Annotated in this window: 22 protein-coding genes; 9 read left to right on the top strand and 13 right to left on the bottom strand. The window is 73.7% G+C overall.

The annotated features are described in order from the left end of the window. Positions 1-6 precede the first annotated feature (6 nt). Positions 7-972 carry an ABC transporter permease gene (locus AAFN69_RS13130; protein ID WP_347728909.1) on the bottom strand — a complete coding sequence of 322 codons (966 nt, stop codon included), beginning with the start codon at positions 970-972 and terminating at the stop codon, positions 7-9. A 62-nt stretch (positions 973-1,034) separates the two neighbouring features. Then, a complete protein-coding gene (locus AAFN69_RS13125; protein WP_347728908.1) occupies positions 1,035-2,627 on the bottom strand; it encodes an ABC transporter substrate-binding protein in 1,593 nt (530 codons plus the stop codon). Positions 2,628-3,087: 460 nt separating this feature from the next. On the opposite strand from AAFN69_RS13125, the gene AAFN69_RS13120 reads away from it, so the two are divergent. Beyond that, a complete protein-coding gene (locus tag AAFN69_RS13120) occupies positions 3,088-3,825 on the top strand; it encodes a class I SAM-dependent methyltransferase (RefSeq protein WP_347728617.1) in 738 nt (245 codons plus the stop codon). Positions 3,826-3,991: 166 nt separating this feature from the next. Here AAFN69_RS13120 and AAFN69_RS13115 read toward each other — a convergent pair whose 3' ends face one another. Beyond that, positions 3,992-4,345, bottom strand: a complete 354-nt coding sequence (locus tag AAFN69_RS13115) for a hypothetical protein (RefSeq protein ID WP_347728616.1) — start codon at positions 4,343-4,345, stop codon at positions 3,992-3,994. Between the two features lie 230 nt (positions 4,346-4,575). Between AAFN69_RS13115 and AAFN69_RS13110 the strand changes: the two genes are divergently transcribed. Next, positions 4,576-8,316, top strand: coding sequence for a hypothetical protein (locus AAFN69_RS13110; protein ID WP_347728615.1), 3,741 nt, complete (start codon positions 4,576-4,578; stop codon positions 8,314-8,316). 114 nt (positions 8,317-8,430) lie between these two features. Here AAFN69_RS13110 and AAFN69_RS13105 read toward each other — a convergent pair whose 3' ends face one another. From AAFN69_RS13105 to AAFN69_RS13095, 3 genes are all read right to left on the bottom strand, one after another. Beyond that, on the bottom strand, positions 8,431-9,180 hold the full coding sequence (locus AAFN69_RS13105; protein WP_347728614.1) for a PIG-L deacetylase family protein: 750 nt from the start codon (positions 9,178-9,180) through the stop codon (positions 8,431-8,433). A gap of 72 nt (positions 9,181-9,252) precedes the next feature. Continuing rightward, positions 9,253-10,551 carry an alpha/beta fold hydrolase gene (locus AAFN69_RS13100; RefSeq protein WP_347728613.1) on the bottom strand — a complete coding sequence of 433 codons (1,299 nt, stop codon included), beginning with the start codon at positions 10,549-10,551 and terminating at the stop codon, positions 9,253-9,255. A gap of 110 nt (positions 10,552-10,661) precedes the next feature. Beyond that, the gene (locus AAFN69_RS13095) at positions 10,662-11,702 is read right to left on the bottom strand and encodes a glycoside hydrolase family 5 protein (protein WP_347728907.1); all 1,041 of its coding nucleotides are present in this window, start codon (positions 11,700-11,702) and stop codon (positions 10,662-10,664) included. Between the two features lie 282 nt (positions 11,703-11,984). On the opposite strand from AAFN69_RS13095, the gene AAFN69_RS13090 reads away from it, so the two are divergent. Together AAFN69_RS13090 and AAFN69_RS13085 are read left to right on the top strand one after the other, a co-directional pair. Further along, positions 11,985-13,148: a betaine/proline/choline family ABC transporter ATP-binding protein gene (locus tag AAFN69_RS13090; protein WP_347728612.1), complete on the top strand. Its 1,164-nt coding sequence runs from the start codon at positions 11,985-11,987 to the stop codon at positions 13,146-13,148. Positions 13,149-13,706: 558 nt separating this feature from the next. After that, on the top strand, positions 13,707-15,068 hold the full coding sequence (locus AAFN69_RS13085) for a hypothetical protein (protein WP_347728611.1): 1,362 nt from the start codon (positions 13,707-13,709) through the stop codon (positions 15,066-15,068). Between the two features lie 12 nt (positions 15,069-15,080). On the opposite strand, the gene AAFN69_RS13080 is transcribed toward AAFN69_RS13085, so the two are convergent. The 4 genes from AAFN69_RS13080 to AAFN69_RS13065 all read right to left on the bottom strand — a co-directional run bounded on the left by AAFN69_RS13080 (position 15,081) and on the right by AAFN69_RS13065 (position 17,903). Then, positions 15,081-16,052 (bottom strand): ABC transporter substrate-binding protein, encoded by a 972-nt coding sequence (locus tag AAFN69_RS13080; RefSeq protein WP_347728610.1) that lies wholly within the window; start codon positions 16,050-16,052, stop codon positions 15,081-15,083. Continuing rightward, the gene (locus tag AAFN69_RS13075) at positions 16,052-16,723 is read right to left on the bottom strand and encodes an ABC transporter permease (RefSeq protein WP_347728609.1); all 672 of its coding nucleotides are present in this window, start codon (positions 16,721-16,723) and stop codon (positions 16,052-16,054) included. Before AAFN69_RS13075 ends, AAFN69_RS13080 begins: the two co-directional genes overlap by 1 nt. Then, a complete protein-coding gene (locus AAFN69_RS13070; protein WP_347728608.1) occupies positions 16,720-17,400 on the bottom strand; it encodes an ABC transporter permease in 681 nt (226 codons plus the stop codon). The genes AAFN69_RS13075 and AAFN69_RS13070 overlap by 4 nt, the downstream gene beginning before the upstream one ends. 74 nt (positions 17,401-17,474) lie before the next feature. Continuing rightward, a complete protein-coding gene (locus AAFN69_RS13065; RefSeq protein WP_347728607.1) occupies positions 17,475-17,903 on the bottom strand; it encodes a VOC family protein in 429 nt (142 codons plus the stop codon). Positions 17,904-18,021: 118 nt separating this feature from the next. Here AAFN69_RS13065 and AAFN69_RS13060 point away from each other — a divergent pair, with 118 nt between their 5' ends. Beyond that, positions 18,022-18,603, top strand: a complete 582-nt coding sequence (locus AAFN69_RS13060) for a TetR/AcrR family transcriptional regulator (protein WP_347728606.1) — start codon at positions 18,022-18,024, stop codon at positions 18,601-18,603. Between the two features lie 60 nt (positions 18,604-18,663). Here the strand turns inward: AAFN69_RS13060 and AAFN69_RS13055 are convergent, their stop codons facing one another. Together AAFN69_RS13055 and AAFN69_RS13050 are read right to left on the bottom strand one after the other, a co-directional pair. Next, positions 18,664-19,329, bottom strand: coding sequence for a 4'-phosphopantetheinyl transferase superfamily protein (locus AAFN69_RS13055; RefSeq protein ID WP_347728605.1), 666 nt, complete (start codon positions 19,327-19,329; stop codon positions 18,664-18,666). Then, positions 19,326-20,156: a metallophosphoesterase gene (locus AAFN69_RS13050; protein ID WP_347728906.1), complete on the bottom strand. Its 831-nt coding sequence runs from the start codon at positions 20,154-20,156 to the stop codon at positions 19,326-19,328. The genes AAFN69_RS13055 and AAFN69_RS13050 overlap by 4 nt, the downstream gene beginning before the upstream one ends. 205 nt (positions 20,157-20,361) lie before the next feature. On the opposite strand from AAFN69_RS13050, the gene AAFN69_RS13045 reads away from it, so the two are divergent. The 3 genes from AAFN69_RS13045 to AAFN69_RS13035 all read left to right on the top strand — a co-directional run bounded on the left by AAFN69_RS13045 (position 20,362) and on the right by AAFN69_RS13035 (position 23,385). After that, entirely contained in the window at positions 20,362-21,144 is a 783-nt protein-coding gene (locus AAFN69_RS13045) for an alpha/beta fold hydrolase (RefSeq protein WP_347728604.1), read from the top strand. Positions 21,145-21,487: 343 nt separating this feature from the next. Continuing rightward, positions 21,488-22,615: a response regulator gene (locus AAFN69_RS13040; RefSeq protein WP_347728603.1), complete on the top strand. Its 1,128-nt coding sequence runs from the start codon at positions 21,488-21,490 to the stop codon at positions 22,613-22,615. A 161-nt stretch (positions 22,616-22,776) separates the two neighbouring features. Further along, positions 22,777-23,385: a GNAT family N-acetyltransferase gene (locus tag AAFN69_RS13035; RefSeq protein WP_347728602.1), complete on the top strand. Its 609-nt coding sequence runs from the start codon at positions 22,777-22,779 to the stop codon at positions 23,383-23,385. 237 nt (positions 23,386-23,622) lie between these two features. On the opposite strand, the gene AAFN69_RS13030 is transcribed toward AAFN69_RS13035, so the two are convergent. Next, entirely contained in the window at positions 23,623-24,999 is a 1,377-nt protein-coding gene (locus AAFN69_RS13030) for a glutamate-1-semialdehyde 2,1-aminomutase (RefSeq protein WP_347728601.1), read from the bottom strand. Positions 25,000-25,120: 121 nt separating this feature from the next. Between AAFN69_RS13030 and AAFN69_RS13025 the strand changes: the two genes are divergently transcribed. Then, the gene (locus AAFN69_RS13025) at positions 25,121-25,987 is read left to right on the top strand and encodes an SDR family oxidoreductase (protein ID WP_347728600.1); all 867 of its coding nucleotides are present in this window, start codon (positions 25,121-25,123) and stop codon (positions 25,985-25,987) included. Positions 25,988-26,034: the final 47 nt, after the last annotated feature.

Below are 26,034 nucleotides of genomic sequence, written 5' to 3'. Positions count from 1 at the left end.
CGGGGGTCAGCCATCGAAGCCCACTCTCGGGTCGGCGAGTCCGTACAGCAGATCGGAGAGGAGATTGCCGAGCAGGACGGCGGCGGTGGCGAGGACGGTGAGCGCGGCCAGCAGCGGGAAGTCGGCGGCGGTGGCGGACTCCACGGTGGCGGCGGCGATGCCGGGCCAGCTGAAGACGGTCTCGACCAGCAGCGCGCCGGTGATCAGCTCGGGGACCCGGGAGCCGATGAGGGTGAGCATCGGCAGCATTCCGGAGCGGAGCGCGTGTCCGAGCAGGACGGTGGTCTCGCTCAGGCCGCGCGCGCGGGCGCCGCGCACCGGGTCCTCGTCCAGGGCGTCGCCGACTCCCTGGCGCACGTAGAGGAAGAACCAGGGCAGCTGGGAGATGCCGAGGACGGCGGCGGGCAGGATCAGATGGGTGGCGACCTGGCCGGGGGTGACGATCTCGCTGGCGGTGTCGGTGAGTCCGCCGGAGGGCAGTACGCGCAGTTCGACGGCGAAGAACCAGATGGCGAGGAGGCCGAGCCAGAAGGCGGGGGCGGCTTCCAGGGTGTAGGCGGCGGAGCCGGCGATCCGGTCGAGCGGGCCGCCCCGGCGGCGGGCGGCGAGCACTCCGAGCGCGGTGCCGAGCAGCACGGCGACGGCGAACGCGGTGACGGCGAGCAGGACGGACCAGCCGAGGCGTTCGGCGATGACCTCGGCGACGGGCCTGCGCATGGTGGCGGAGTCGCCGAAGTCGCCCGTCAGGGCGGCGGTGAGCCAGTTCCACCAGCGGGTGGTCACCGGCTGGTCGACACCGAGGTTGGCGCGGATCTGGTCCAGGCTCTCCTGGGAGGCGGTGAGTCCGGCGGTGCCGGTGTACGCCTTGACGGGGTCGAAGGGGGACGCCTCGGCGACGGCGAAGACACCGAAGGTGACCACGAGCAGGACGGGCGCGGCGAAGAGGAGCCGCCGGCCCGCCATGCGTCCCATCTGTCCCCAGGGGAGACCGCGCGCCGGAGGGGGCGCGGTCTCCTTCCGGGTGGGTCCGAGGGTCACTTCCGCTTGCCCTTGGGCGTCCACTTCTCCACGTTCCACCAGGGGCCGGAGGCGAGTCCGTGGTCGTGCGGCTCGATCTGGGTGGAGAGGCCGTCCCAGTTGTCGTTGACGACATAGAGGTGGTCGATGTGGGTGAGGAAGGTGTAGCCGGGGTTCTTGACCAGTTCACGCTGGACGGTGTCGTACGCGGCCTTGCGGACGGCCTTCTCGCCGCTCTCGCGGCCGTCCCGGAGTGCCTTGTCGACGACGGGGTTGTCGTACCAGGCCATGTTGTTGAAGCCGTCCCCGGCGAGGGAGGAGGTGAGCAGGAGGTACTGGTCGAAGTCGGGGTCGCCGGGGGCGCCGCCGCCGGCGAGGACGGCGTCGTGCTTCATCCGGGGCTCGATGACCTCCCAGGTGCCGGCCTGGGTCCTGATGTCGATGCCGGCCTTCTTGGCGTCGGAGGCGTAGGCGAGGGCGTGCTCCTGGCGGAGCTTGTCGCCGGAGAGGTACCAGAGCGGGAACGCGGCGCGGACGCCGTCCTTGGCCCGGATGCCGTCGCCGCCGGGCTTCCAGCCGGCGGCGTCGAGGATCTTCTTCGCCTTCCCGGGGTCGAAGGTGCGCTCGGTGCCCTCGGTGAACCACTCGCTGCCGGTGGGCACCGGGCCGTGGGCGGGCTTTCCGGCCCCTTCGAGGATCTTGTCGACCATGGTCCGCCGGTCGACGGCGATGTCGAGGGCCTGCCGGATGGCGGTGTCGCCGGCGACCTTGTTGCCGGTCGGCAGGGTCACGGTCCGGTAGTCGTAGGTGGTGGCGGCGTGGGTGCGCTTCGCCTTGTCGCCCGCGAAGCCCTTGGCGAGGTTGGGCGGCAGGATCGCGCCGTCGAGGTCTCCGGCGCGGAGCCGGGTGGCGCGCACATCGTCGTCCTTGATGATCGCCATGGTGAACTTCTTCACGGCGGGCGCGCCGTCCCAGTAGCCGGGGTTGGCCTTGAACTGGATCTTCTCGCCCTTGGACCAGTTGGTGAGGATGTACGGTCCGGTGCCGACCGGCGCGGTGGTGAAGCGGCCGGTGTTGACGTCCTGCTTCCCGGCGATGTGCTCGGGGGCGATGGGGAGGACGGTGCGCTGGGCGAAGGGCGCGTAGGGGTACTTCAGGGTGAAGACCACGGTGTCGTCGCCGGTCGCGCGGACGTCCTCGACGGCGTCGAGTTCGGACTTGGAGGCGTTGTTGGTCTTCGGGTCCAGGATGGTCCGGTAGGTGAAGACGACGTCCTTGGCTCCGAAGGGCTTCCCGTCGCTGAACTTCACCCCCCGGCGGAGCTTGTAGGTGTAGGTGAGGCCGTCGGCGCTGATCTCGGGGAGGGCGGCGGCGAGGGCCGGCTTCAGCTTCATGTCCCGGCCGAGGGCGAGGAGCCCGTCGAAGATCTTGGAGTTGCCGTCCTTGCCGAAACCGAGGAGTGGGCTGAGGCTCTCGGGCTCGTAGGCGATGCCGACGACCGCCGACTCGCCGTCCCCCTTGCCGCCCGCGGCCGAGCCGGCCGGGTTGGAGCAGGCGGCGGCGCCGGCGGTCAGGGCGACTGCCGTGGCGACGGCGGCCAGCCCGCGTATCGGACGAGTCGGTCGCTTCGCTCGGATCGGTCGGGCAGACACGGTTCCACACCCCTACGGAAGATCAGCAGTTCTTGCGAATCGTTGGCAATAAACCGATTGCATTAAACATCACGTAAAGGGTGCCTGATACATGGAAGGGGGCCGGGGCGGGTGGGGAGCGGTCCCCGGGGTGCGGGAATGCCGGCGATTCCGGCCGGGACCGCCTCGCGGACGCCGGGGGAACAGGGCCCGGTCCCGGCCGACTTGGCCCGCGCGGGAGGGAGATGGGCGGGGTGTTCCCGGCTCATTCCGGCGGTCGCTCCCGCACCGCCGTGCCCTTGGACACACTCCTCCTCGCCCGCATGCGGGCCGTCCGGCGGCGGCGGGCGTGCGGGCCGGCGACAGGCGGGCGGGCCGAAAGCCACGACGGCCGGAATTCCGGGCGACGGCCGCGAGCGAGAAGGGCAGGATTCGGGGCATGGACCGACAGACGATCAGCGCCATCGCCCATGGTGACCACCCCATCGCCGCCCCGCTCGCCGACGCCTCGGTGGCCGGACTCCTCGACCGCGCGCTGCCCCGGGGGGACGAACGGCTGCTCGACCTCGGCTGCGGGGAGGGGACCTGGCTGAAACGGGCCGCGCGGGACCGGCCCGCGCTCCGGGCCGTCGGGATCGACATCGACACGGCGACGATCGACCGCTCCCGCGAGGTGATAGCCGCGAACGGTCTCGACGACCAGATCGCCCTGTACGCCGGGGACGCCCGGGACTTCGCCCCCTCACACCCCTTCGATCTGGTGCTCTGTGTCGGCTCCACCCATGCCTTCGGCGGGCTGCTGCCCTCCCTGGCCGCGGCCCGCGCGCATCTCGCGCCGGGCGGATCGGTGCTGATCGGCGAGGGCTTCTGGGAGCGGGAGCCGGACGCGAGGACCCTTGCCGCAGGATTCACCGCCGATGAGTACGAGAGTCTCGCGGTGACCGTCGACCGGATCACGGCGGACGGCTGGACCCCGGTGCACGCCCATGTCAGCAGCCTCGCCGAGTGGGACGACTACGAGTGGTCCTGGACCGGCACACTGGCGCGCTGGGGGCTGGACAACTCCGCGCATCCCGAGAGCGCCGAGGCGCTGCGGGCGGCGAGAGAGCACCGGGACGCCTGGCTGCACGGCTACCGGGGCACGCTCGGCTTCGTCACCCTGCTGCTCCGGGCCTGAGGGCGGGGACACGGCGATGGGCTCCCGGGGGGGATCCCCCGGGAGCCCGGTCACCCGTCCCCGTGCGGGTGGGGGGCGGGACGGGTGCCGTGCGACCGGCCCGCGCGGGGGCCCTCGTCCGGACTCGCGGCGCTTCAGCGCCGCGGAACCGCGCGGTTCACACCGGTCAGCAGGGCGCGGCCACGTTCCCGCAGAAGATCCAGCCATGGCGGGGACTGTCGAGCGCGTACCAGAGATTGCCCGCGCTGTTGTGCTCGCGGTGGTACCAGTGGAGCTGCTGCCCCGACTGCGCGGTGCGCCAGAGCACGCGACAGGCCGAGCTGGGGCATTCCCTGACCGGGTCGCCCGCCCTCAGGGCCGTGGTCCACCCCGCGAGCACCAGGGCGGGTCCCCGGTCCGGTGCCGCGGCGGGAACCTCGGCCGGCGAGGCGGCGGGGGCCGCCCGCGCGGGGGCGGCGACCCCTCCGGCGAGCAGTGCGGCGCCCAGGGCGGCGCCGGTGAGGAGAGTGCGCGATCGCACGATGATGTCTCCGTTCACATCGGATGAGGAGAACTTCCGGGACCCCGGAGCGCCGTCGCGAAGTGACCGCGGCCCGCTGTCCGCAACAGATTCCAGCGGGCCCGGCTTTGTCCGGAAACCCGGATCCGAGCTGTCCGGACAATGTCTTGGCCCGGCCGCGCCGCCCGGTGTCGGATGGGGCACGGCGCGGGAACTCGCGCGCCGCTGTGCCGTGAGCGGAGGGCGGGCTGATGGCGGGACGCCGGGAACGGCCGCTGGATCCGGAGGCGGGACCGGTGGCGCGGTTCGCCCGGGATCTGCGCGGACTGCGCTCGGCCGCGGGCGGAATGACCTACCGCCGGATGGCCCGGCTCGCGGGCTACTCGGTGAGCACCCTGGCCTCGGCCGCGGCGGGGAGGCAGCTTCCCTCGCTGCCGGTCACCCTGGCCTACGCGAGGGCGTGCGGGGGCGACCCGGACGAGTGGGCGGCCCGGTGGCACCGGGCGGACCGCGCGGCCCTGGAACCGGCCGGACGGGCGCCGGACGAGGGCGACGGGGCGAACTCCCCGTACCGGGGGCTGGCCCGCTACGAGACCGGCGACCGGAGTCTGTTCTTCGGCCGCGACCAGCTCATCGACCGCCTCGGCGCCCTGCTCACGGCCCACCGTTTCGTGATCCTCACCGGCGCCTCCGGCTGCGGCAAGTCCTCACTGCTGCGGGCCGGGCTGATCCCCCTGCTCCGCACGCCCGGGGGCGGCGGCCCGCCCTGCGGCGCGGTCCGGGTGCTCACCCCCGGTCCCCGGCCCGCCGCCACCCATGCCCGCGCCCTCGTCCCGCGCGCCGGAACCGGGCCGGGGGCGGAGCCGGCCGGCGACACGGTGGTGATCGTGGACCAGTTCGAGGAGGTCTTCACCCTCTGCCGGGACCCGGCGGAGCGGGCACGGTTCCTGGGGATGCTGACGGCGGCCCGGGAGCCGGGGAGCGGGCTGCGGGTCGTCGCGGCCGTGCGCGCGGACTTCTACGGTCACTGCACCGAGCACCCGGACCTGATCGGGATCCTGCGCGAGGCGCATCTGCCGGTCGGCCCGATGACCCCGGCCGAGCTGCGCCAGGCCGTCGTCGGCCCGGCCAGGTCCGCCGGGCTGATCGTCGAGCGGGAGCTGACCGCCCGGATCGTCGGGGAGACCGCGGGTGAGCCCGGCGCGCTGCCGCTGATGTCCCACGCCCTGCTGGAGATCTGGCGCCGCCGCCGCGGACGCACCCTCACCCTCGCCGCCTACGAGGCCGTCGGCGGTGTCCACGGCGCCGTCGCCGACACCGCCGAACGCGCCTGGGCCTCCTTCGGTCCCGCCCGGGCCGCGCATGCCCGCCGCATCCTGCTCCGTCTCATCAGCCCCGGCCGGGGCGCCCAGGACACCAGGCGGCCCGCGCACCGGGCGGAGCTGGCGGCGGACGGCTCCCCGGAGGCCGGCACCGCGCTGGAACACCTCACCCGGGCCCGGCTGGTCACCCTCGACGGCGACACGGTCGATCTCGCCCACGAGGCGCTGATCACCGCCTGGCCCCGGCTGCGCGGCTGGATCGCCGAGGACCGGGAGGGACTCGGCGTGCACCGGCGGCTGACCGAGGCGGCCACCGCCTGGGCCGAGCTGGACCGGGACGAGGGGGCCCTGTACCGGGGCACCCGGCTCGCCGTCGCCCGCGAGTGGGCGGAGCGCAACGGCAATGTCCGCGATCTCAACCCGGTGGAGCGGGACTTCCTCCACGCCAGTGCCGCGCTGCGGGACTCCGAACGCCTCGCGGCGCGCGGGCGCGACCGCAGGCAGCGCCGGCTCTCGGCGACCCTGGCGGTCCTGCTGATGCTGGTCACGGGCGGCGGCGTGGCCCTGTTCCAGCAGCGGGAACAGGCGGTCGTCGCCCAGCGGGAGGCGCTCTCGCGCCAACTGGCCTCGCAGGCCCTCGCCCTGGCCGACGCCCGGCCGAGCACGGCGATGCTGCTGAGTGTGGAGGCGTACCGGACGGCGCGGACCCGTGAGGCGCGCGGGGCGCTGCTGAGCATGTCCGCGCGCCGCGCCCACGTGGCCGAACTCCCGGGCCACCGGGGGCCGGTGTCCGCGATGGCCTTCGGGCCGGGCGGACTGCTCGCCGGCGCCGGCGGGGACCGGACGCTCACCCTGTGGGACACCGGTGAGCGCACCCGGCTGGCCGCGCTCACCGCGCACCGCACCCGGCTGCGGACGGTGGCCTTCAGTCCGGACGGCCGGCTGATCGCCACCGGTGGCGACGACCGCCGGGTGGTGGTGTGGGACACCGCCCGCCGGGCCGCGGTGGGGGTCTTCGGCGGGCACCGGGGAGAGGTCGCTGCGGTCGGCTTCACTCCGGACGGCCGGCTGCTGGCCTCGGCGGACACCGAAGGGAAGGTGCTGTTCCGGGAGAGTCCGGGCCGGGGCGCGGCGGCCTCCGGGGTGCGGCTCGCTCTGAACGCGCACAGCGGCGCGGTGCGGACGCTGGCCTTCAGCCCGGACGGGCGGCTGCTGGCCACCGGCGGGGACGACCGGACCGTACGCCTCTGGAACACGGCGACCGGCCGCCTCCTCGCCCGTCTGACCGGGCACGCCCGCCCCGTCCACACGGTCGCCTTCGCCTCCGACGGGCGCACGCTCGCCAGCGGGGGCCGGGACCACACCGTCCGGCTCTGGGACACGCGCCGCGGCGTCGGGACCGCCCTGCTCGACGGACACCGGGCGGAGGTGCGCTCGGTGGCCTTCGGCCCGGACGGGCGCACGCTGGCCTCCGGGGGCCACGACGGGACGGTGATCCTCTGGGACGCGCCGCACCGCACCCGCAGGGCCACCCTCACCGGACACGGCGGGAATGTGCACGGCCTCGGCTTCCACCGGCGGTCACCGCTGCTGGCCGTGGCCGGGGAGACCGGGCGGATCACGCTGTGGAACACGGCCCAGACGCCGCTGGCCGGTCACCGCAGCCTGGTGAACCGGATCGCCTTCAGTCCGGACGGCACCACGGTGGCCACCGCGGGCCACGACCGGGACGGCGCGCTGTGGGACGTGGCACGCCGGGAGCGGCGCGCGACGCTGCCGGGCGGTGCCGGGCCGGTGCGATCGGTGGCCTTCAGCCCGGACGGACGGACGCTGGCGGCGGTGCTCGGGGTGGAGCGGATACCGGCCGCGGCGCGGACGCACCGGTCGCGGCCCGGTGACGGTGCCGTGCTGCTGTGGTCCGTGGGCCGGTCCGGTCCGCCGATGCGGCTCCGGGCCGGCACCGGGCGCCTCGCCGATGCCGCCTTCAGCCCCGACGGGCGCACCCTGGCGGCGGGCGGGGACATCGGGATCGTTCTGTGGGATCCGGTCCGCGGGACCCGGCGGGCCGTCCTCGGCCCCGGGCGTCCGACTGCCCACGGTGTCGCGGCCGTCGCCTTCAGCCCGGACGGCCGGCTGATCGCCGGCGCGAGCCGGAGCGGGAGGGTGACGGTGTGGGACGTCCGGCGGCGGGTGCCGGCGGTGTCCCCGGCCGGTCACGCCGCCGGGGTGACATCGGTGGCCTTCTCGCCCGACGGCCGGACCCTGGCCACCGCGAGCCGCGATCAGACCGTGCGGCTGTGGGATGTGCGCAGCGGGAGGCAGCGGGCCGTGCTGACCGGCGGACGGACGTACGCCGTCGCCTTCTCGCCGGACGGCCGGACGCTGGCCACCGCCACGGCCGACTCCTCGGTGGTGCTCTGGGACACCGGGCGGCGCACCCCGCTGGCCACCCTCACCGGTCATCAGGGGCAGGTGCGCACCCTGGCGTTCAGCCCGGACGGGGGGCTGCTCGCCTCGGCGGGCAACGACGGGACGGTGCGGCTGTGGAACACCGATCCCGAGCGCACGGAGCGGCAGTTGTGCGGGGCGCTGGCCCTCGATCCGGTGGCGGAGGAGCGGCGGCTCTTCCTTTCCGGCCTGGAACCGCGCCGTACCTGTGCCCCGAGGTGACCGCGCCTTGTCCGAACCCCGCGGTGACCGCGCCGCCCGGAGGGCCCGTGGCCCCCGGACGGCGGGTCGGCGGGTAAGCCGGTCAGCGGGTCGGCGGGTCGGCGGGTCGGCCGGTCAGCGGGAGAACAGCTCGAAGGTGACGGCGGGCCTGCCGCCGAAGCGGGCGCCCGCCGCCTCGGCGCTGCCGAGGAGGAAGGAGCGGCAGTAGCTCTCCGGGTCCTGCTCCGTCAGCGCCTCGATATAGCTGCGGTGTTCCATCAGCGAGCGGACCGAGCGCTCCAGACCCGCCGTGGCGTCCACGGCATGCGTGGGTGAGGTGGATCCGGCGACGGCGACCCAGCGGACCCCGTCCCATGGTTCGAGACCCTGCTCGGAGATCAGCTCGGGGAAGATCCAGCGGTTGCCCGCGTCCGCCGCCGCGTCCAGGGTCGCGCGGCCGACGGCCCGGTGATCGGGGGTGTTCCAGACGGTGCCGCCCCAGGTGTCCCGGTGGTTGAGGGTGATGACCAGCTCGGGCCGGTGCCGGCGGATGGCCGCGGCGATGTCCCGGCGCAGCCCGGTGCCGTATTCGACGACCCCGTCCCGGTGGTCCAGGAACTCCACGGTGGACACACCCACGACGGCGGCGCTCGCCCGCTGCTCGCGCTCGCGCAGGGGGGCGCAGTCCGCGGGGGCGATGGTGTCGATGCCGGCCTCGCCCCGGGTCGCGAGGAGATAGGCGATCTCCCGCCCGTCGTCGGTCCAGCCCGCGATGGCCGCGGCGCAGCCGTACTCCAGGTCGTCGGGGTGGGCGACGACGGCGAGCGCCCGCCGCCAGTCGCCGGGCATGGGCTCCAGCTGTGCCTCGTTCATGGGGTCGGTCATGACGGAACTCTACGGCGCGGGCGGCCCGGAGCACCGCCCCCGCCCCGCCGGGCGGTGCTCCGCGCGGTGCGGTCAGACCTCGTCGCGCACGAGGGCGATCAGCCGGTCGAGGACCCGCGTCCCGCTCGCGCGCACCCCGTCGTGCTCGTACTCGTCGGTGACCCAGGTGCGCAGTCCCCGGATGGAGCGGGCGGTGGCCAGCGAGTGCGCGGTGTCGACGTACAGGTCGTCGTGGTAGACGGCGGCGGCGACGGGCACCTCGTTGGCGGCGAGCCGCGCGGTGTCGTACAGCGGGGTCCAGCCGGTGTGGGCGGCGAGGATTTCGGCCGTCTCGCGCAGCGGGCGCAGCGCGGGGTCGGCGGTGAAGTGCCAGGGGTGGACGGTCTCCCCGGTGAAGAGCAGCGGCGCGCCCCCGTCGAGCGCGGCGGCGGCGTCGAAGTGCGGGAATTCGGCGCGTACGCGTTCGGCGGCCCAGGCGGTCGGGCGGGCGTCCTGTCCGTAGATCGCCTCGTGGAGGACGGCGTAGAGGGGGCGCGCGGCGAAGGAGAGCGCGGCGTGGGCCGCCTCCAGGAAGGCGTCGGAGAGCTCATGGCGGCCGCCCACCCGGATGAAGGCGTCCTCCAGGAGGTAGTGGAGCTGGTGGCTGCCGTCGCCGCCGCCGAGGAGGATGCCGAGCGACTGGAACGCCTCGGGGGTGAGCCGGTATCCGGTGGGCAGCACCGCGGGGTGCTCGGCGAGGTGGGCCGCGACGCGCCGGGCCCGCTCCACGTCCTGGGGGTAGCGGCGGTAGTGGGCCTCGTTCTTGCGGCGCATGCGGGGGTAGGCGGCGCGGTAGACATCGTCGGCGTGCCCGTCGAGCGAGGGCAGACCGCCGGTGATGAAGACCTCGCGCAGTCCCTCGGGCGCGGTGGAGAGGTAGTGGGTGGCGCAGAATCCGCCGAAGCTCTGGCCGAGTACGGACCAGGGCTCTCCCCCGGTGAGCTGCCGGCGGATGAGCTCGCAGTCGCGGACGATGCTGTCGGCGCGGAAGTGGGTGAGGTGGGCGGCCTGGGCATCGGGCCCGCCGACAGCGGTGAGGGTCTGGCGGTTGCGCGGGGTGGAGAGGCCGGTGCCGCGCTGGTCGAGGAGGAGTACGCGGTACTCGCGGACGGCGCGCTCGAGCCATGCCTGCCTGCCGGAGAAGCGGCGGGCGCCGCAGCCGGGGCCGCCCTCCAGATAGACCAGCCAGGGAAGCTCCTCACCGGCGCGGCCGGTCGCGGCGACCTCGCGTCCGTAGAGCTCGATCCGCTCGCCGCCGGGGTCGGCGTGGTCGAGCGGGACGGTGAAGGTGCGGTCGGTGAGGACGACTCCGGGCTGGCGGTAGCTGGTCACGGTACTCCTGTTCGGTGCGGTCGCGCCCGCCCATGGGATCACACGGGTGGGACCGGGGGCGGGCGCGGGTCGCCGAACGGGTGCGGAGGGTGCGCGGGGCGTCCGGCGGGTCAGTGGGCCGGGAAGCTGTCCGGGGTCCTGATCCGGTCGCGGATCCAGACTCCGGCCTGCTTCAGCGGTGCGGTACCGGTCCAGGGACCGTTGCTGTTGCAGGTGCCCTCCTTGAAGACGGCGCCGGTGCGGTGGTCGTCGGAGAAGTTCCAGTTGACCCAGCTGATCTTCTTCTCCGCCATCAGGTCGAGATACCGCTGGGCCATGGCGAAGTCGTTGTCGCCCTCGCCGGCGTAGTTCTGGGTGCCGAACTCGGTGACGAAGACGGGGAGCCGGGCGGCCGCGCGGGCGAGGGTGTTCAGATACTCCTCGCGGTGCGAGAGGGCGTAGAAGTGGAAGGTGTACATGATGTTGGAGGCGTTGACCGGGTTGTTGACGATCTCGGTCTCACCGGCCCCCTCCGACACCCCGAGGGAGGACCAGGCGCGGGTCCCGACCAGGACGGGGCTGTTCCGGTCCTGTGCGCGGATGACCGGGATCAGCTGCTCGGCGTAGCTCTTGATCCGGGACCAGGAGACGCCGCTGGGTTCGTTGGCGATCTCGTAGAGCAGATTCCGCTTGCCGGCGTGGCGCTTGGCGATCTCCGTGAAGAAGGTCTTGGCGCGGGCGAGGTTGTGGTGGGGGTCGCCGGGGCTGAGCATGTGCCAGTCGACGATGGCGTACATCCCGCGGGCACTGGCCTGCTCGATGAGCGCGTGGACCTGGTCGGTGAATTTGCGCGGATTGGTCTCGTAGCCGCCTTCCTGGATGTACATGGAGATGCGCAGGACGTCCGCGTTCCAGTCCCTGGCGAGGGCGTCGAGCGAGCCGCCGGTGACGCACTGCGGGTACCACTGGATGCCGTGGGTGGACATGCCGCGCAGCTGGACGGGTTTGCCGCGCTGGTTGCAGAGCCTGGTGCCGCAGACCGTGAGGCGGCCGTTGGCGTCGACGGGGGTGGGGGCCTTGGCGGTGCCGGTGTTCCCGGCGTGCCCGGCCGGGACGGCGGGAGCGGCGGGCCGGCCGGCCGCGGGGGCCGCGGGGGCCGCGGGGGCGGTCATCAGGCCGATGAGCAGGGCGGCGACCGCACCGGCGCCGCCGAGCGAACGCAGCCGGTTCCATGAGGGTGTCAAGGTGTCTCCCTGATTCCTGGTGATGTGGGGACCGGGATTGGAAGGAAACTTTCCTAACGATGGAAGCAGTCACCCCGTGCAACTGACAAGGCTCATGACAAGAATTGCTCCCCACGGGTGATGCGGGCGGTACCGCCGGCCGGTGCGCGGCCGACTCGTACGGTCGCGGTCCGTGTGCGCGGGGGCGGCACTCCTCCTACCGTGGGCCGCATGATCCGGTTCGAGCAGGTCGGCAAGGTCTATCCGGACGGCACGACCGCCGTCGACGATCTGTCCTTCGAGGTCGCCGAGGGTGAACTGGTCACGCTGGTGGGTCCGTCCGGCTGCGGCAAGACGACCACCATGATGATGGTCAACCGGCTGATCGAGCCCACCTCCGGGCGCATTCTCGTGGACGGCGAGGACATCGCCGGGGTCGATCCGGTGAAACTGCGCCGCCGTATCGGCTATGTGATCCAGCAGGTCGGCCTCTTTCCGCACCGCACGGTCCTGGACAACACCGCGACCGTGCCCGCGCTCATCGGCTGGCGGAAGGCGCGGGCCCGGGAGCGCGCGGCCGAGCTGCTGGATCTGGTCGGGCTCGATCCGTCGGTGTACGGATCCCGCTATCCGGCCCAGCTCTCCGGCGGCCAGCGCCAGCGCGTCGGGGTGGCCCGGGCGCTCGCCGCCGATCCGCCCGTACTGCTGATGGACGAGCCCTTCGGCGCGGTCGACCCGGTCGTGCGCGAACGCCTCCAGAACGAATTCCTCAAGCTCCAGTCCCAGGTCCGCAAAACCATCCTCTTCGTCACCCACGACATCGAGGAGGCCGTGCGCCTCGGCGACCGCATCGCGGTGTACGGGCAGGGCCGCATCGAGCAGTTCGACACCCCGGCCGCCGTGCTCGGCGCGCCCGCGACGCCGTATGTGGCGCGGTTCGTGGGCGCGGACCGGGGATTGAAGCGGCTCTCCGTCACCACCATCGAGGAGGACGACCTGGAACAGCCGCCGGTGGCCCGCCTGGACGAGCCGGCCGGCGCGGCGGCGGCCCGGATGCGCGCGGAGGGCGCCCGCTGGGCGGTGGTCCTGGACCCGGACGGCGATCTGCACGGCTGGGTGTCGGCGGACGCCCTGACCATCGCCGGCGAACAGGGCACGGTGGCCGACCTCGCCCGGCGGATGGACGCCTGGGTCCCGCTCGGGGCACCGCTGAAGAAGGCGTTCAGCGAGATGCTCCAGTACGACGCGGGGTGGGTGGCGGTGGTGGACGGGGCGCACTTCGCGGGGGTCCTCACCCCGGCGAAGCTCCATGAGGCACTGCGCCGTTCCGTGGACGCGGACGAGCGCGGGATCGCACGGGACGAGGTGGATTTCGACTCGGTCTCCGACGCGTAGGGGCCGTCCGGCCGGGTGAGCCGGGGGCGCCCGTCCCCCGCGCGTCCGGGCACCCGCCCGCCGGGGCGCACCGGGAGGGTGCCGGCGGGGTACGCCGACCCGAGGGTTCGCGGGTCCTCCGGGCGGACCGCCCACCGGGGCGGGGCGGACATCCGCCGCCCGGCGCACCCCGGGGCGGCTCCCCCTCCCCGGCACGCGGCTCCACGCGTCCGGGCACCCTGTCCGGGACGGTGCCGGCCGAGCACACCAACCGGAACGATCCACGCCCTCCGGCGGACCGCCCGCGCGAACGGAGACCCGCCTCCCGCGGCGCGCTGCCGGAACGCCCGGCGACGGACCGCCGACTCCGCGCGGCGACACCGCACTTGCCGGGGCCCCGGGGCGATGGCGCGGCGCGCGGGAACGGCCGGAGCGCCGCGCGCCGGCAGGGCGGACTCGCGGCGCCGGGGTGACCGTGCGGGAAGCCGGCCGGGCGAGTGCGGCCGGGGATCACGACGCGGTGGGCGCGCGGGGCGGGGCGGGCAGTTCGGGCGGGCCGCGTCGGATACCGTGCGGGGTGTGCTGATCACCGGAGGGGACAGAGGGGCGCCGGGAACGGCGCTGCTGATCGCGGCGGCGCCGGTCGGGAAGGGCCGTCTCATCGACGCGAGTTCGGTGCTGCCCGCACTGGCCGCCGTACCGCCGAGCGTGCTGACCGGGACCGAAGCGGCGACGGTGATCGAACTCGCCGACCCGCTCGATCCGCAGACGGTCCTGACCAGGGTGCGGGCCGCCGCCGCCGCGGAGGGGCCGCTGTTCCTGTTCATCGCCGGGCAGATACAGCTCGACCGCAAACAGCGGCTGCCCCATCTGGCACTCGCCCGCAGCACCGCGTCGACCCTGCGCTACACCGCTCTGCCCTGGCACTGGCTCGCCTCGGAGCTGACCGTCCGCCGGCCCGACACCACCACGGTCTTCGTCGACCTGGTGGCGGACCGCGAGGCGTGGCAGCGGATCGCGGACGACGGACTGGAACTGGGCCTGGCCATCCGGCTGTACGGCCGGATCGCTCCCCCGCCCGCGCGGCGCGGGGCGGCGGTACCCGGGTATCTCGCGGCCTGTGCCGCGATCTGGCGGGGCGGTGCCCGCCCGGATCCGGACGCTCTGCACGAGCGCGCGGCCGGTGAATCGGAGACCGCGGGGGCCCTCTTCCTCTCCGGATCCTCCCGGTTCGGTCCCGGCACCACACCGGTACCGGCCGCCGGAGCCGTATCCGCCGCCTCACCCGGGCCGGCACCGGGGAGCGCGGCCACGGCCATCGGCACCGGTGTCGCCCCGGGTGCCGGAACCACTTCCGCGACCGCTTCTGGCACCGGTGTGGTGCCGCGCGTGGGCCGGATCACGGTGCCGGCGTCCGGCGCGGGCCGGCGCTCGGCCCGGGGAGCCCGTACCGCGACGGCGCCCGGGGCGGGGACACGGCCCCGGGGACCGGCCGAGCAGCGTCCCGCCGCCGCGCCCGCGCCCGACCCGCATCCGGCGATACTCGCCGCCGCCCGCGCCGGACGGCACGGTGAAGCCGCCGCCGCCGCCGCGGAGTGGGAGCGACAGGAGACACGGGCGCACGGCCCCGGCTCCGCGCAGGCGATCCACTGGCTCGAGGTGCGGGCCGATCTGGCGCGGCTGGCCCGGGAGCCGGGGGTCAGCTGTGAGCTGTGGATGACCGCCGCCGAGGCCAGGCTGACCCGTGAGCAGACCGCCGACGATCCGGATGTCGAGGGTGCCGTGGACCGCGCCCATCATCAGTGGGAGCAGATCCCCGACCCGGTTCGGGCGCGTGAGCTGGCCCCCCGGCTGGTGGCGCTGCGGCAGCGGGTGCCGGGACGTCAGCGCGGGGCGCTCCAGGTGCTGCGGCGGCGGCTGGAGAACCTGCACACCGGCTGACGCCGGCGGCCGTCACTTCCCCCCGTTCAGCAGCCCCTTGGACTCCAGATACGCGCGCGCCACGTCCTCGGGGAGTCTGCGCCAGCTGTCCACCTCCTCGTTCATCGTGGCGAGATCGGCGGTCGTGAGCACCGTGTTGAGCCGGTCCAGAGCGCCGGTCACCCGTTCGCCGCCCGCGCGGGCCCGGTTCACCACCGGCACGATGTAGTCCGCGTTCTGGAGGTGTTTGTCGTCGGCCAGGATCACCAGTCCGAAATCGTCGAGCGTCGCATCGGTCGTGGTGGTGAGCACCATCTGGTCACGGCCGTTCTGGACGGCCTGTTTGGCCTGGGTGGTACCGACGCCCAGGGGGTCGACGGCGGTGATGTCGATGCCGTACGTCTTCCTCAGCCCGGGTTCGCAGTACGGCCGCCGCACACACTCGTCGCCCGCCGCCAGGCGTACGGGCAGCTTGGACCGGCCCAGGTCGCCGAGGGTTCGGAGGCGGTGCTCGGCGGCGTACTCCCGGGTGACGGCGAAGGCGTTCTGGTCCACCGCCCGGCCGGGGTCGAGCACGTCGAGGCCGCGCGGGGCGGCGAGCCGGCGGAGCGCGGTCATGGTGGTGGCGAGGTCGGGTGAGCCGACCGGGGGCGCGTCCGGTCCGCTGGCCTTGGCGTTCAGCCAGTCGGCGAAGGTCGCCGCGTACTCGGGCACCACATCGATCCGGCCGCTCTCCAGGGCGGGTTCGTAGATCTCCCGGTTGGTGACGGAGAGGACCTCGGTCTCGTATCCGGCGTGGCCGAGGAGCAGGGCGTACATCCGGGCGAGGAGATCGCTCTCGGTGAATCCGGCGGAGCCGATGGTCAGCTGCCGGCTGTCGCCCGGGGACGCGGTGATGTCGCCCTGGTTCTCCAGGGAGGGTCCGGCGGTGCAGCTGGAAGCGGTGAACAGGGCGAGGAGGGCGAGGGCCGCGGTGAGAAGAGCACGGACGGGGCGGCGCCGCATCAGCCGGTCCCCCGCACCCAGTCGGGGCCCATCCGCTGCCCGGCCTCGAAGACCCCCTCCACGAGCAGGGCGAAGACGGCGACCAGGACGGCCCCGGCGACGACCTGAGAGGTCGAGGCGAGGTTGAAGCCCGCGGTGATGATGCGTCCGAGCCCGCCGCCGCCGGCGAGGGCGGCGATGGTGGCGGTGGCCACCAGCTGGACGGCGGCGATCCGCACCCCGGTGAGGATCAGCGGCAGCGCCAGCGGGATCTCGACCCCGCGGAGCAGCTGCGACCCGGTCATGCCCATGCCGCGGGCGGCGCGCACCACATCGCGGTCGACTCCGCGCATGCCGACATAGGCGTTGGTCAGCAGCGGCGGCACCGCGAAGAGGACCAGCGCGATGATGGTGGGCCAGGAGCCCCAGTCGCCGATCGGGCTGAGGAGCAGCAGCACCAGTACGGCGAAGGTCGGGACGGCCCGGCCGATGTTGGAGATGTTGACGGCGAGCGCGCCGCCCCTGCCGAGATGGCCGAGGACCAGGGCGACCGGCAGCGCGATCAGACAGCTGATGCCGAGACAGACCGCGGTGAGGAAGAGGTGTTCGAGCAGGCGGTTGGTGACGCCGTTCTCACCGGACCAGTTGGCGGCGGTGGTCAGCCAGTCCCAGGCCCCGGTGATCGTGTTCACCCGCTCACCGCTCTGGTCCACGGGGTGGCGAAGCGCTGGACGAGCAGCAGGAGCAGATCGGCGGCGAGGGCGATGAGGACACAGAGCACGGAGGCGGTGAGCACCTGGGCCTTGAAGTAGGTGTTCATGCCGGAGTAGATGAGGTTGCCGAGACCGCCGTGGCCCACGATCGCGCCGATGGTGACCAGGGAGACCGCGGAGACGGTGGCGATCCGCAGACCCGCCATGGCGGCGGGCAGGGCGAGCGGGAGTTCGACCGCCAGCAGCAGCCGGATCGGGCCGTATCCCATGCCCCGGGCGGCCTGCCGGGTCTCCTCGGGGACGGCGCGGAGTCCGGCGAGGACATTGCGGACGAGGAGGGTGAGGGAGTAGAGCACCAGCCCCGCGATAACCAGGGAGGCGGAGAGTCCGTACACCGGCAGCAGCAGGGAGAACATCGCCAGGGACGGGATGGTGTAGAGGATGGTGGTCACACCGAGGACGGGTCCCGCCGCCCAGCGCCAGCGGCGGGCGGCGACGGCCAGGGGCACGGCGATGACCAGGGCGAGGAGGACGGATACCGCGGTCAGCCTCAGATGCTGGGCGGTGGCGTCCAGCAGGATCTCGCGGCGGGTGGAGAGGTATTCGCCACAGATCCACTCATTGCGCGCGAGGCAGTCGTCGGGGGGCGCGGTCACCCGTTCATTTCAGCCCGGGCGGCCGGTGCCCGCGCGTTCTGCGCGTCTGTTCGAGTGCGCTCCGGGGGCCGGGCTCACGGGGCGCGGAAGCTGTCGGCCCACTCACCGGCGGGCTCGATCTCGGTGATGACATCGATGAGGACGCCGCTGGGGTCGGCCACGATGAAGTGCCGCTGTCCGAAGTCCTCGCTGCGGATCTCCAGAAGCGGGGTGAGCCCCTCCCGTACGACCAGCCGCTCCCACTCGGCGTCGACGTCGTCGACCTCGAAGTTGAGCAGCAGACCGGAGACCGGGGCGCGGTGGCCCTCGGGGATGGTGGGGTGGGTGTGGTCCAGCAGGGCCAGCTCCCAGGGGTGCTTGCCGGGGTGGCGGAGGCTGACGTACCAGTCGGTCTCGAAGGTGACCTCGAAACCCATCAGACGGGTGTAGAAGTCGGTGGATTCCCTGATGCGGGAGGTGGCGATCACGGGGTAGAAGCTGCTCAGCACGGCACTGCCCTTCACTCGTTCACATACCGTTGGTATGCGAAGAACGCTATTGGCGTACCATCGGTATGTCAACCGGTGGGGGCGGACGCGCTCACCGGATCGGGCGGACAGGGACGGGAGCACCATGGCCGGGATGACACGAGCCGATCAGCGCGAGCGGACCCGGCGGACACTCACCGCCGTGAGCAGGGAACTCTTCGCCGCCCAGGGGTACGGCGCGGTCGGGCTCGCGGAGATCGTCACGGCGGCGGGGGTGACCAAGGGGGCGCTCTACCACCACTTCGCCGGCAAGGCGGAGCTCTTCCGGGCCGTGCTGGAGGAGGTGCAGCAGGAGGTGGGCGAGCGGGTGATGAACGCGGCGGACGCCCGGGAGGACCCCTGGGAGCAGCTGACGGCGGGATGCCAGGAGTTCATCACCGCGGCCACCGATCCGGACATCCAGCGCATCATGCTGATCGACGGGCCCTCGGTGCTCGGCTGGAACGAATGGCGGGGCCTCGACGAGAAGTCGTCGGCCCGTCATCTGGCCGAGGCCCTGACCGGCCTGGTGCGGCTCGGGGTGATCGCGCCGCAGCCGGTGGCGCCGCTGGCCCATCTGCTCTCCGGCGCGATGAACGAGGCGGCGCTCTGGCTGGCGGCGTCCGGCGGACCGGAGGATCTCGCCGACACCAGGGCCGCGCTCGCCCGGCTGCTTGAGTCGCTGCGGGTGCGGTGAGCGCCGGACGCCGGACGCGCGCCGGCCCGGGTCGCACCGGGCCGGCCGCCCCCGCCCGCTTCAGCGCGGGGCGGGGAGCGCGAGGGCGGTCAGGACCAGCCCCTGGGTCACCGCCCAGCGGCCGGCCAGCCCGGTCAGCTCCCGGCCGCCGACCACCGGGCCGGGCACCAGGAAGCGGACGGTGAACCCGCCCGAGGCGTGGAAGCCCACCAGGGCCTCGCCGAAGTCGAGTTCCTTGCCCGTCAGCGGATACCAGACCTTGTACACCGCCTCCTTGGCGCTGAACAGCAGCCGGTCCCAGCAGACCCCGGGACCGGCGCCGCCCGCGGCGACCCAGGACGCCTCCTCGGGCCGCGAGATCACCGCCAGCACGCCGTCCGGCAGCGCCGCGTGGGGCTCCGCGTCGATGCCGACGGCGAGGACCGCGGAGGTACGGGCCACCGCCGCCGCCCGGTAGCCCGCGCAGTGCGTCATGCTCCCGCTGACACCGTGCGGCCACACCGGGGCGCCGCGCACACCGGGCACGATCGGCACGGGCGGCAGTCCGAGCCGGGCCATCGCCCGGCGCGCACAGACCCGTACCGTGGTGAATTCGCGGCGCCGCCGGTCGACAGCCTCGGCGATCGCGGCCTCCTCCGCCGGGAACAGCCCGGCGCCGTCCGCCCCGCCGGAGTCGTCCAGTGCGTGGGCGGTCGACACCTCGGCGGGCAGCAGACGGCCGATCACCGCGGGTCCGCCGGGAGCTCGGGGAGGATCTGCCGGAGCGGGCCCCGGGAGAGCCCGCGCCGGCTCCGCTCGCGCGGGTAGCCGACCGAGACCTCCTCGAAGCGCACACCGTCGTGCCAGGTGGTGCGCGGGATGTGGAGGTGCCCGTAGACCACGGCCGCGGCGTTGTGACGCAGATGCCAGTCCGCGGTCCGCTCCGTGCCGCACCACTGGGCGAGTTCCGGGTGGAAGAGCACCCGGGTGGGCTCCCTGACCAGCGGATAGTGGTTGACCAGTACGGTCGGCAGAGCCGGATCGCGCCCGGCCAGCCGGCGCTCGGACTCCGCCAGCCGGGCATGGCACCACGCCTGCCGGCTGGGGTACGGATCGGGGTGCAGCAGCACCTCGTCGGTGCAGACCACCCCCGCCTCGTACGCCTGGGCCAGGGCCTCCTCGCGGGTCGCCGCGGTGGGGGTGCGGAAGCTGTAGTCGTAGAGCAGGAAGAGCGGGGCGATGGTGACCGGCCCGCCCGGCCCCTCCCACACCGCGTAGGAGTCCTCGGGGGTGAGCACCCCGAGATCGCGGCAGATCTCCACCAGATGACGGTAGCGGCGCTCGCCGCGGAGGGTGACGGGGTCCTTCGGCGGGGTCCAGAGCTCATGGTTGCCGGGCGCCCAGACGACCTTCGCGAAACGTTCGCTCAGGGTGCGCATCGCCCAGTCGAAGTCCTTGACGAGCTCCGCCACGTCCCCGGCCACGATGAGCCAGTCGTCGCCGGAGCCCGGACGCATCTCCTCGACGATCCGCCGGTTCTCCGGATGGGCCACATGAAGGTCGCTCGTGGCCATGAGTGTGCCCATGGCCCGACCGGAAGCTCTCATGACGGCATCCGTACCCAGACTCACCGGCCGCCTCACCCCCGCCCGGCGGGACCCGGGGTGACATGCGTCGCCCCGGGGGGCGCGACCGGGCCGCGCGGTTAGGGCCGGGCGGGTGATGGGCATGCCTATCCACCGGACACGGCCCGGGCCGCGGGCCGGCGGAGGGGGAATGATGGCGCGTCACAGGGACGAGGCGGGGCTGTGGCTCCGGCGGTACCACCCGGCCCCGGCCGCCCGGGTGCGGCTGGTCTGCTTTCCGCACGCGGGGGGTTCGGCGACCGCGTACCACGCGATGTCGGCGGCGCTGGCGCCGGTCGCCGAGGTGCTGGCCGTGCAGTATCCGGGACGGCAGGACCGGCACTCCGAGCCATGTGCCGGCAGCCTGACGGAGCTCGCCGACCGGCTGGCTCCGCTGCTGGCCGCCCGGCTCGGCGGCCGCCCGCCGGCGCTGTTCGGCCACAGCATGGGAGCCACGGTGGCGTACGAGGTGGCGCGCCGGCTGGAGCGGGACGGGCGGAGTGGTCCGTCGGTGGTCTTCGTCTCCGGCCGGCGGGCACCGCAGCTGGCACGGAACGAGCACGTCCATCTCCGGGACGACCGGGGGATTCTGCGGGAGCTGGAGCTGCTCGGCGGCTCGGCCGCCGAGGCGCTGGCCGATCCGGAACTGCTGCGGATCGTGATGCCCGCGATCCGGGGCGACTACCGGGCGTCGGAGACCCATGTCCATGTCCCCGGGCCGGCGCTGCGCTGCCCGCTGGTGGCGCTGACCGGCGACGCGGATCCGCGTGCGGCGCTGCCGGAGGTGGAGGAGTGGCGCGGCTGCACCGAGGGGCCGTTCACCGTGCGGGTCTTCCCCGGCGGGCACTTCTATCTCCATGATCAGGCGGACGCGGTGCACGGCGCCGTCCGTGAGCAGTTGCTGTCCCTGCCCATGGAGGGAGCCGGGGCGCACTGACCGGCGGCGGACGGCACCGGCCGCCCGCGGGGGTGTCGCGGTGGCAACGTTGCCGGTATCGCCATCCGGCGGGCGCAACGCCCGCGTACCGCTCCATGCTGTGCCTCACCGTTCCGGCACGCGCCGGAACGCCCCGGCCCGGGAGGCCGGCCGGGTGACGAGAGGGATGCGATGGAACGTGCGCTGTTGTCGGCGCGGGCGACGCCGTTGGTGCCGCCGGCCGTGCCGGGCGATACGGGTGCGGGGGTGCCGCCCGCGCGTACGGGCGGCGGCGCCGTGCGCGGTGCGATGTGCGGTACGGCGCCGGCGGGGCGCGCCACGGCCCTGCCGGGCGGGGCGGACCATGGGTGATCTCCAGCCGCTGGCGGCGGATCTGACCGAGGAGTCACGGGCGCTGGCAAAGGCGCTGCGCGAGCTCTTCGACGGGCTGGACATCTCGGTGCGGCGTTACGCGGCGCGGCGGCGGCGGGACGCCGGTGCCTTCTCGCGCTATCTGAGCGGGACCCGGGTGCCGCCCTGGGAGGTGGTGACCGATCTCTTCACGGATCTGGCCGAGCACCGGGGGACGGCGGTGACCCCGGGGACGATCGAGCTGCTGCGGGGCCTCCACATGACCGCGGTCCGGACCGGCGCGTCGCCGCGTCACGCGGTGGAGGTGCTGGAGCAGCAGCTCGCCGACGCCGACCGGGTCTCGCGGCGGTCCTCCGTGCGCGGGGACGCGCTGGGCGAGGCGCTGCTGGACCGCCGGCACCGCATCGCGGATCTGGAGGTGCGGCTCGGTCAGCTGGAGGCCGACTGGAGCGCCGAGCGGGAGCGGGCGGACCGGCTGGCCGAGGCGGCGCCCGATGTGTCGGCGCTGCTCCGCGAACGCGACCGGCTGGAGGGCGAGGTGGGGCGGCTCTCGGCGGAGCTGCTGGCCGCCCGGCGCCGGCGGGATCTGGCGGAGGAACGCTGTGAACTGCTGGAGCGCCAGCTGGAGACCATGGAGCGGGCGCAGCGGAACGCGGCGCTGTCGACGGCCGGGCCGGGCGGCGCCGCGACGGGGCCCTCGGCGGCCGGGCCGCCGAGGATGCCGAAGGTGCTGATCGTGGACGACCAGGCGGACAATCTGCTGGCGATGAGCGCGGTGCTGTCCACACTGGACCAGGAGCTGGTGGCTGCGGCCTCGGGCCGGGAGGCGCTCAAGGCGCTCCTCGACCACGACGATTTCGCGGTCATCATCATGGATGTGCAGATGCCCGGCATGGACGGTTACGAGACGGCGGCGCACATCAAGCGCCGCAGCCGCACCCGGGATGTCCCGATCATCTTCCTGACCGCGATGGGTACGGGCGCGGAGCACTCGGCGCGGGGGTACGCGGCCGGCGCGGTCGACTACATCGGGAAGCCCTTCGACCCGTGGGTGCTGCGGGCCAAGGTCGCCGTGTTCACCGGAATCCATCTCGAACGGCGGTACGGGACCGGCCGCTGAGCACGGGCGGCACCGGGGCCGGGCGGCCATGGGACGGCCCTCCTCCCGGGTGAGCGCGGCGGAGGGGGTGCCGGCGGTGCGGAACGTCCGGCCGGACCGGTTCCGGCGGGGGATGCTTGGGCGGACGGAAGACCGAGGGCGAGGGTGATGAGGGAGTGGGAGTGACGGACGACAGGGACGACCGGGTGCGCGAGGCGGACGCGCGCGACCGGGAGCCGGTGATCCGGCTGCTGGACGCGGCGTTCGGGAACGACGCGGTGAGCAGCTGGGTGCTTCCCGGTGCGGAGTACCGCCGCCGGACGCATCCGATGCTGATGGCGGCCTGTCTGGACACCGTGCTGAGCGAGGGCCGGGTCGATCTGCGGGTGGACGGCGGCGGTGTGGCCCTGTGGCTGCCGGTGCCGGCCGGCGGCCACGGGGACGGCGACGAGGCGGCGCTCTTCCGGGACGCCGTCGACCCGGGCAACGAGCGGATCGAGACCCTGGGGAGGCTCACCGCGGCGGTCCATCCCAAGGAGCGGGCGCACGCCTATCTGTGGCTGATCGCGGTGCACCCCGCGCGGCAGGGCCGGGGGCTGGGCGGGGCGCTGCTGCGGAGCGCCCTGGACCGATACGACCGGGACGGTCTGCCGGCGTATCTGGAGGCGACCAGTCCGGGCAGTCGCGCGCTCTACCGGCGGTTCGGCTTCATGGACTCGGGGCCCGTGCTGCGGCTTCCGGAGGACGGACCCGGCTTCTGGCCGATGTGGCGGGAGCCGGGGGCGGGGTGAGGGCGGCACACGGCGGCGGGGCCGGGGCCGTCATGGCTCCCCGCCCCGCCGCCGTAGGCCGTGCCGTCCGCCGGCGGACGCCCTGCGGAATCGTCCCGCCGCGCGGTACGCCGGGGCGGGTTCGGGCCGGTGGCGCCGGGGCAGCGCGTCGACGTGGCCGTCCACCGGCCAGAACCGCTCCACCGCGGCCCAGTCGCGGTCCACGGGGTGGAGGGGGTGCGGCCCCCTCCACTCCGGTCAGGTCAGCGCGGCGAACGCGCCCTCGATCGCCTCGCAGGTCTCCGCCAGTTCGTCGGCGGTCACCACGGCCGGGACGAACCAGCAGGCGAGACCGTAGGCGTTGGAGTGCACACCACGGCGGAGCAGTTCATGGCGGAAGGTGTCGTACCGCCGCTGCTGGATCCGGAAGGTGTCCCGGTACTGGCGGACCGGTGCGCCGTCGGGGGTGAAGACCACCTGGAACATCGCGCCGACGCCCTGGACCGCGCAGGGGATCCCGCGGTCGCGCGCGGCCCGGCGGATCGCCTCGGTGATCCGCAGTCCGGTCTCGTCGATCCGTTTGACGACCGCCGGGTCGGCGAGCGCGGTCAGGGTGATGACGGCGGCGGTGGCACAGAGCGGTGAGGCGTTGTAGGTGCCGCCGTGTTTGACCCGGCCGGACGCCAGGGGTTCCATCACCTCGCGGACACCGGCGAACGCGGCGATGGGCAGGCCGCCGCCGAGTGCCTTGGAGAAGACGGCGAGATCGGGCCGGACCCCGAAGAGGGTCTGCGCGCCGCCCGGTCCGGTACGGAAGCCGGTGCACACCTCGTCGAAGATCAGGACCGCTCCGTGTGCCGTGCATGCCTCGCGCAGCCGGTCGAGATAGCCGGGATCCGGCATCACACAGGCGTTGTTGGCCACGATGGGCTCGCAGATCACGGCGGCGAATTCGCCCCGGTGCGCGTCGAGCACCGCTTGCAGCGCCTCGGGGTCGTTCCAGGGACAGATGACCACATCGTCCACGACGCCGGGCGGGATGCCGGGCGAATGCGGTACGGAGCGGGGTGCGCCGTAGGGGCCGGTCTCCGTCTCCGCGGGCCGGTTGGAGATGGCGAGGGTGTCGGACCAGCCGTGATAGTGGCCCTCGAACTTGAGAATCCGGTTCCGGCCGGTGTAGCCGCGGGCGGCGCGAATCGCGCCCTGGACGGCCTCGGAACCGGAGTTGGCGAAGCGGACCAGCTCGGCGCAGGGCACCATCTCCCTGATCCGCTCGGCCAGCTCGACCTCGGGCACATTGCAGGTCCCGAACATCGTTCCCCGGCCGAGCACCCCGGTGAGGCCGGCGGTCAGCGAGGGGTGCGCGTGGCCGAGGATCGCGCTGCCGTAGGAGATCAGGTAGTCGATGTACTCATTGCCGTCGGCGTCCCGGATGCGCGCTCCGGAACCGCTGCTCATATAGAGGGGGTAGGGATCCGGTCCGGTGGAGGTGAGCCGGGAGGAGGAACTGATTCCGCCCGCCAGGGACCGTTTCGCGCGTTCGAAGAGTTCGCGGCTGACGGCTGTTCCGCCGAGCGCCGGAACAGGCCGCCCGACGGAGTCACCCGAGTCACCGGGGAATTCTTGAATATCCATCCGCCACTCCCACCTCAATGGCCCTGGGGCCGGTTGTGAATTACGCCGGATTTCGGGGTGCATATGGTTGGCGCACGGGCTCTGTTGGCGTGAACGCACTCTCTTGACGTACCCGATGGCCGTGCCGAGACTCGTGGAACACCTCGGGCAAGATCACCTCGCGGAGGTGCCCGGGCGGCACGGGGACAACGACGAAGGGACATCGGCCATGGCCGGAACCACGGAAAACGGCGCGCCCTCCGCGAGGGTGGCCCTGGTGACGGGCGCCGGCAGCGGAATCGGCCGGGCCTGTGCGCTCGGGCTGCTGGCGGAGGGCTGGACGGTGGTCCTCACCGGCCGCCGCGAAGCACCGCTGAAGGAGACCGCCGAGCTCGCCGACGCCACCGCGAGCGCCGGGATCGCGGCCCCTCTGACCTGTGACATCACCGATCCCGTCGCGGTCGACGAGCTCTTCTCCCAGGTGGTCCGGCGCTTCGGGAGGCTGGATCTACTCTTCAACAACGCGGCCGACACCATGCCGTACACCCCGACCGAGGAGGTGTCCGCCGAGGACTGGCACCGGGTCATGGACTCCATCGCCACCGGCACCTTCCTCTGTTCCCGGGCCGCCTTCCGGATCATGAAGGCGCAGTCGCCGCGCGGTGGGCGGATCATCAACAATGGCGCTCCATCGGCCCAGGTGCCCCGCCCGGATTCGGCCGCTTTCACGGCCGCCAAGCACGCGGTGGCGGGGCTGACCCGGTCACTCTCGCTGGACGGCCGCCGCCACGACATCTCCTGCGGCCAGATCGACATCGGCAATGTGACCCCTCAGGGCAGGGAACAGCCCGCCGTCCGGCAGGCTGACGGCTCACTCCGGGTGGAGCCCACCATGGACATCGGACATGTGGTCGAGATGGTGGTCACCATGGCGGGGCTGCCGCTCGGGGTGAACATCCAGTCCGTCACGGTCATGCCCAGCGCCATGCCCTATGTGGGCCGGGGCTGACGGCACGGGGTCCCGGCCCGGCCAGGACGCGTCCGCCGCGACGAAGG

The sequence above is a fragment of the Streptomyces sp. CAU 1734 genome, from assembly GCF_039888735.1.
Taxonomy (GTDB): domain Bacteria; phylum Actinomycetota; class Actinomycetes; order Streptomycetales; family Streptomycetaceae; genus Streptomyces.
The sequence above is the reverse complement of the archived record's forward strand: the minus strand, read 5'-3'. Positions and strand labels throughout refer to the sequence as shown.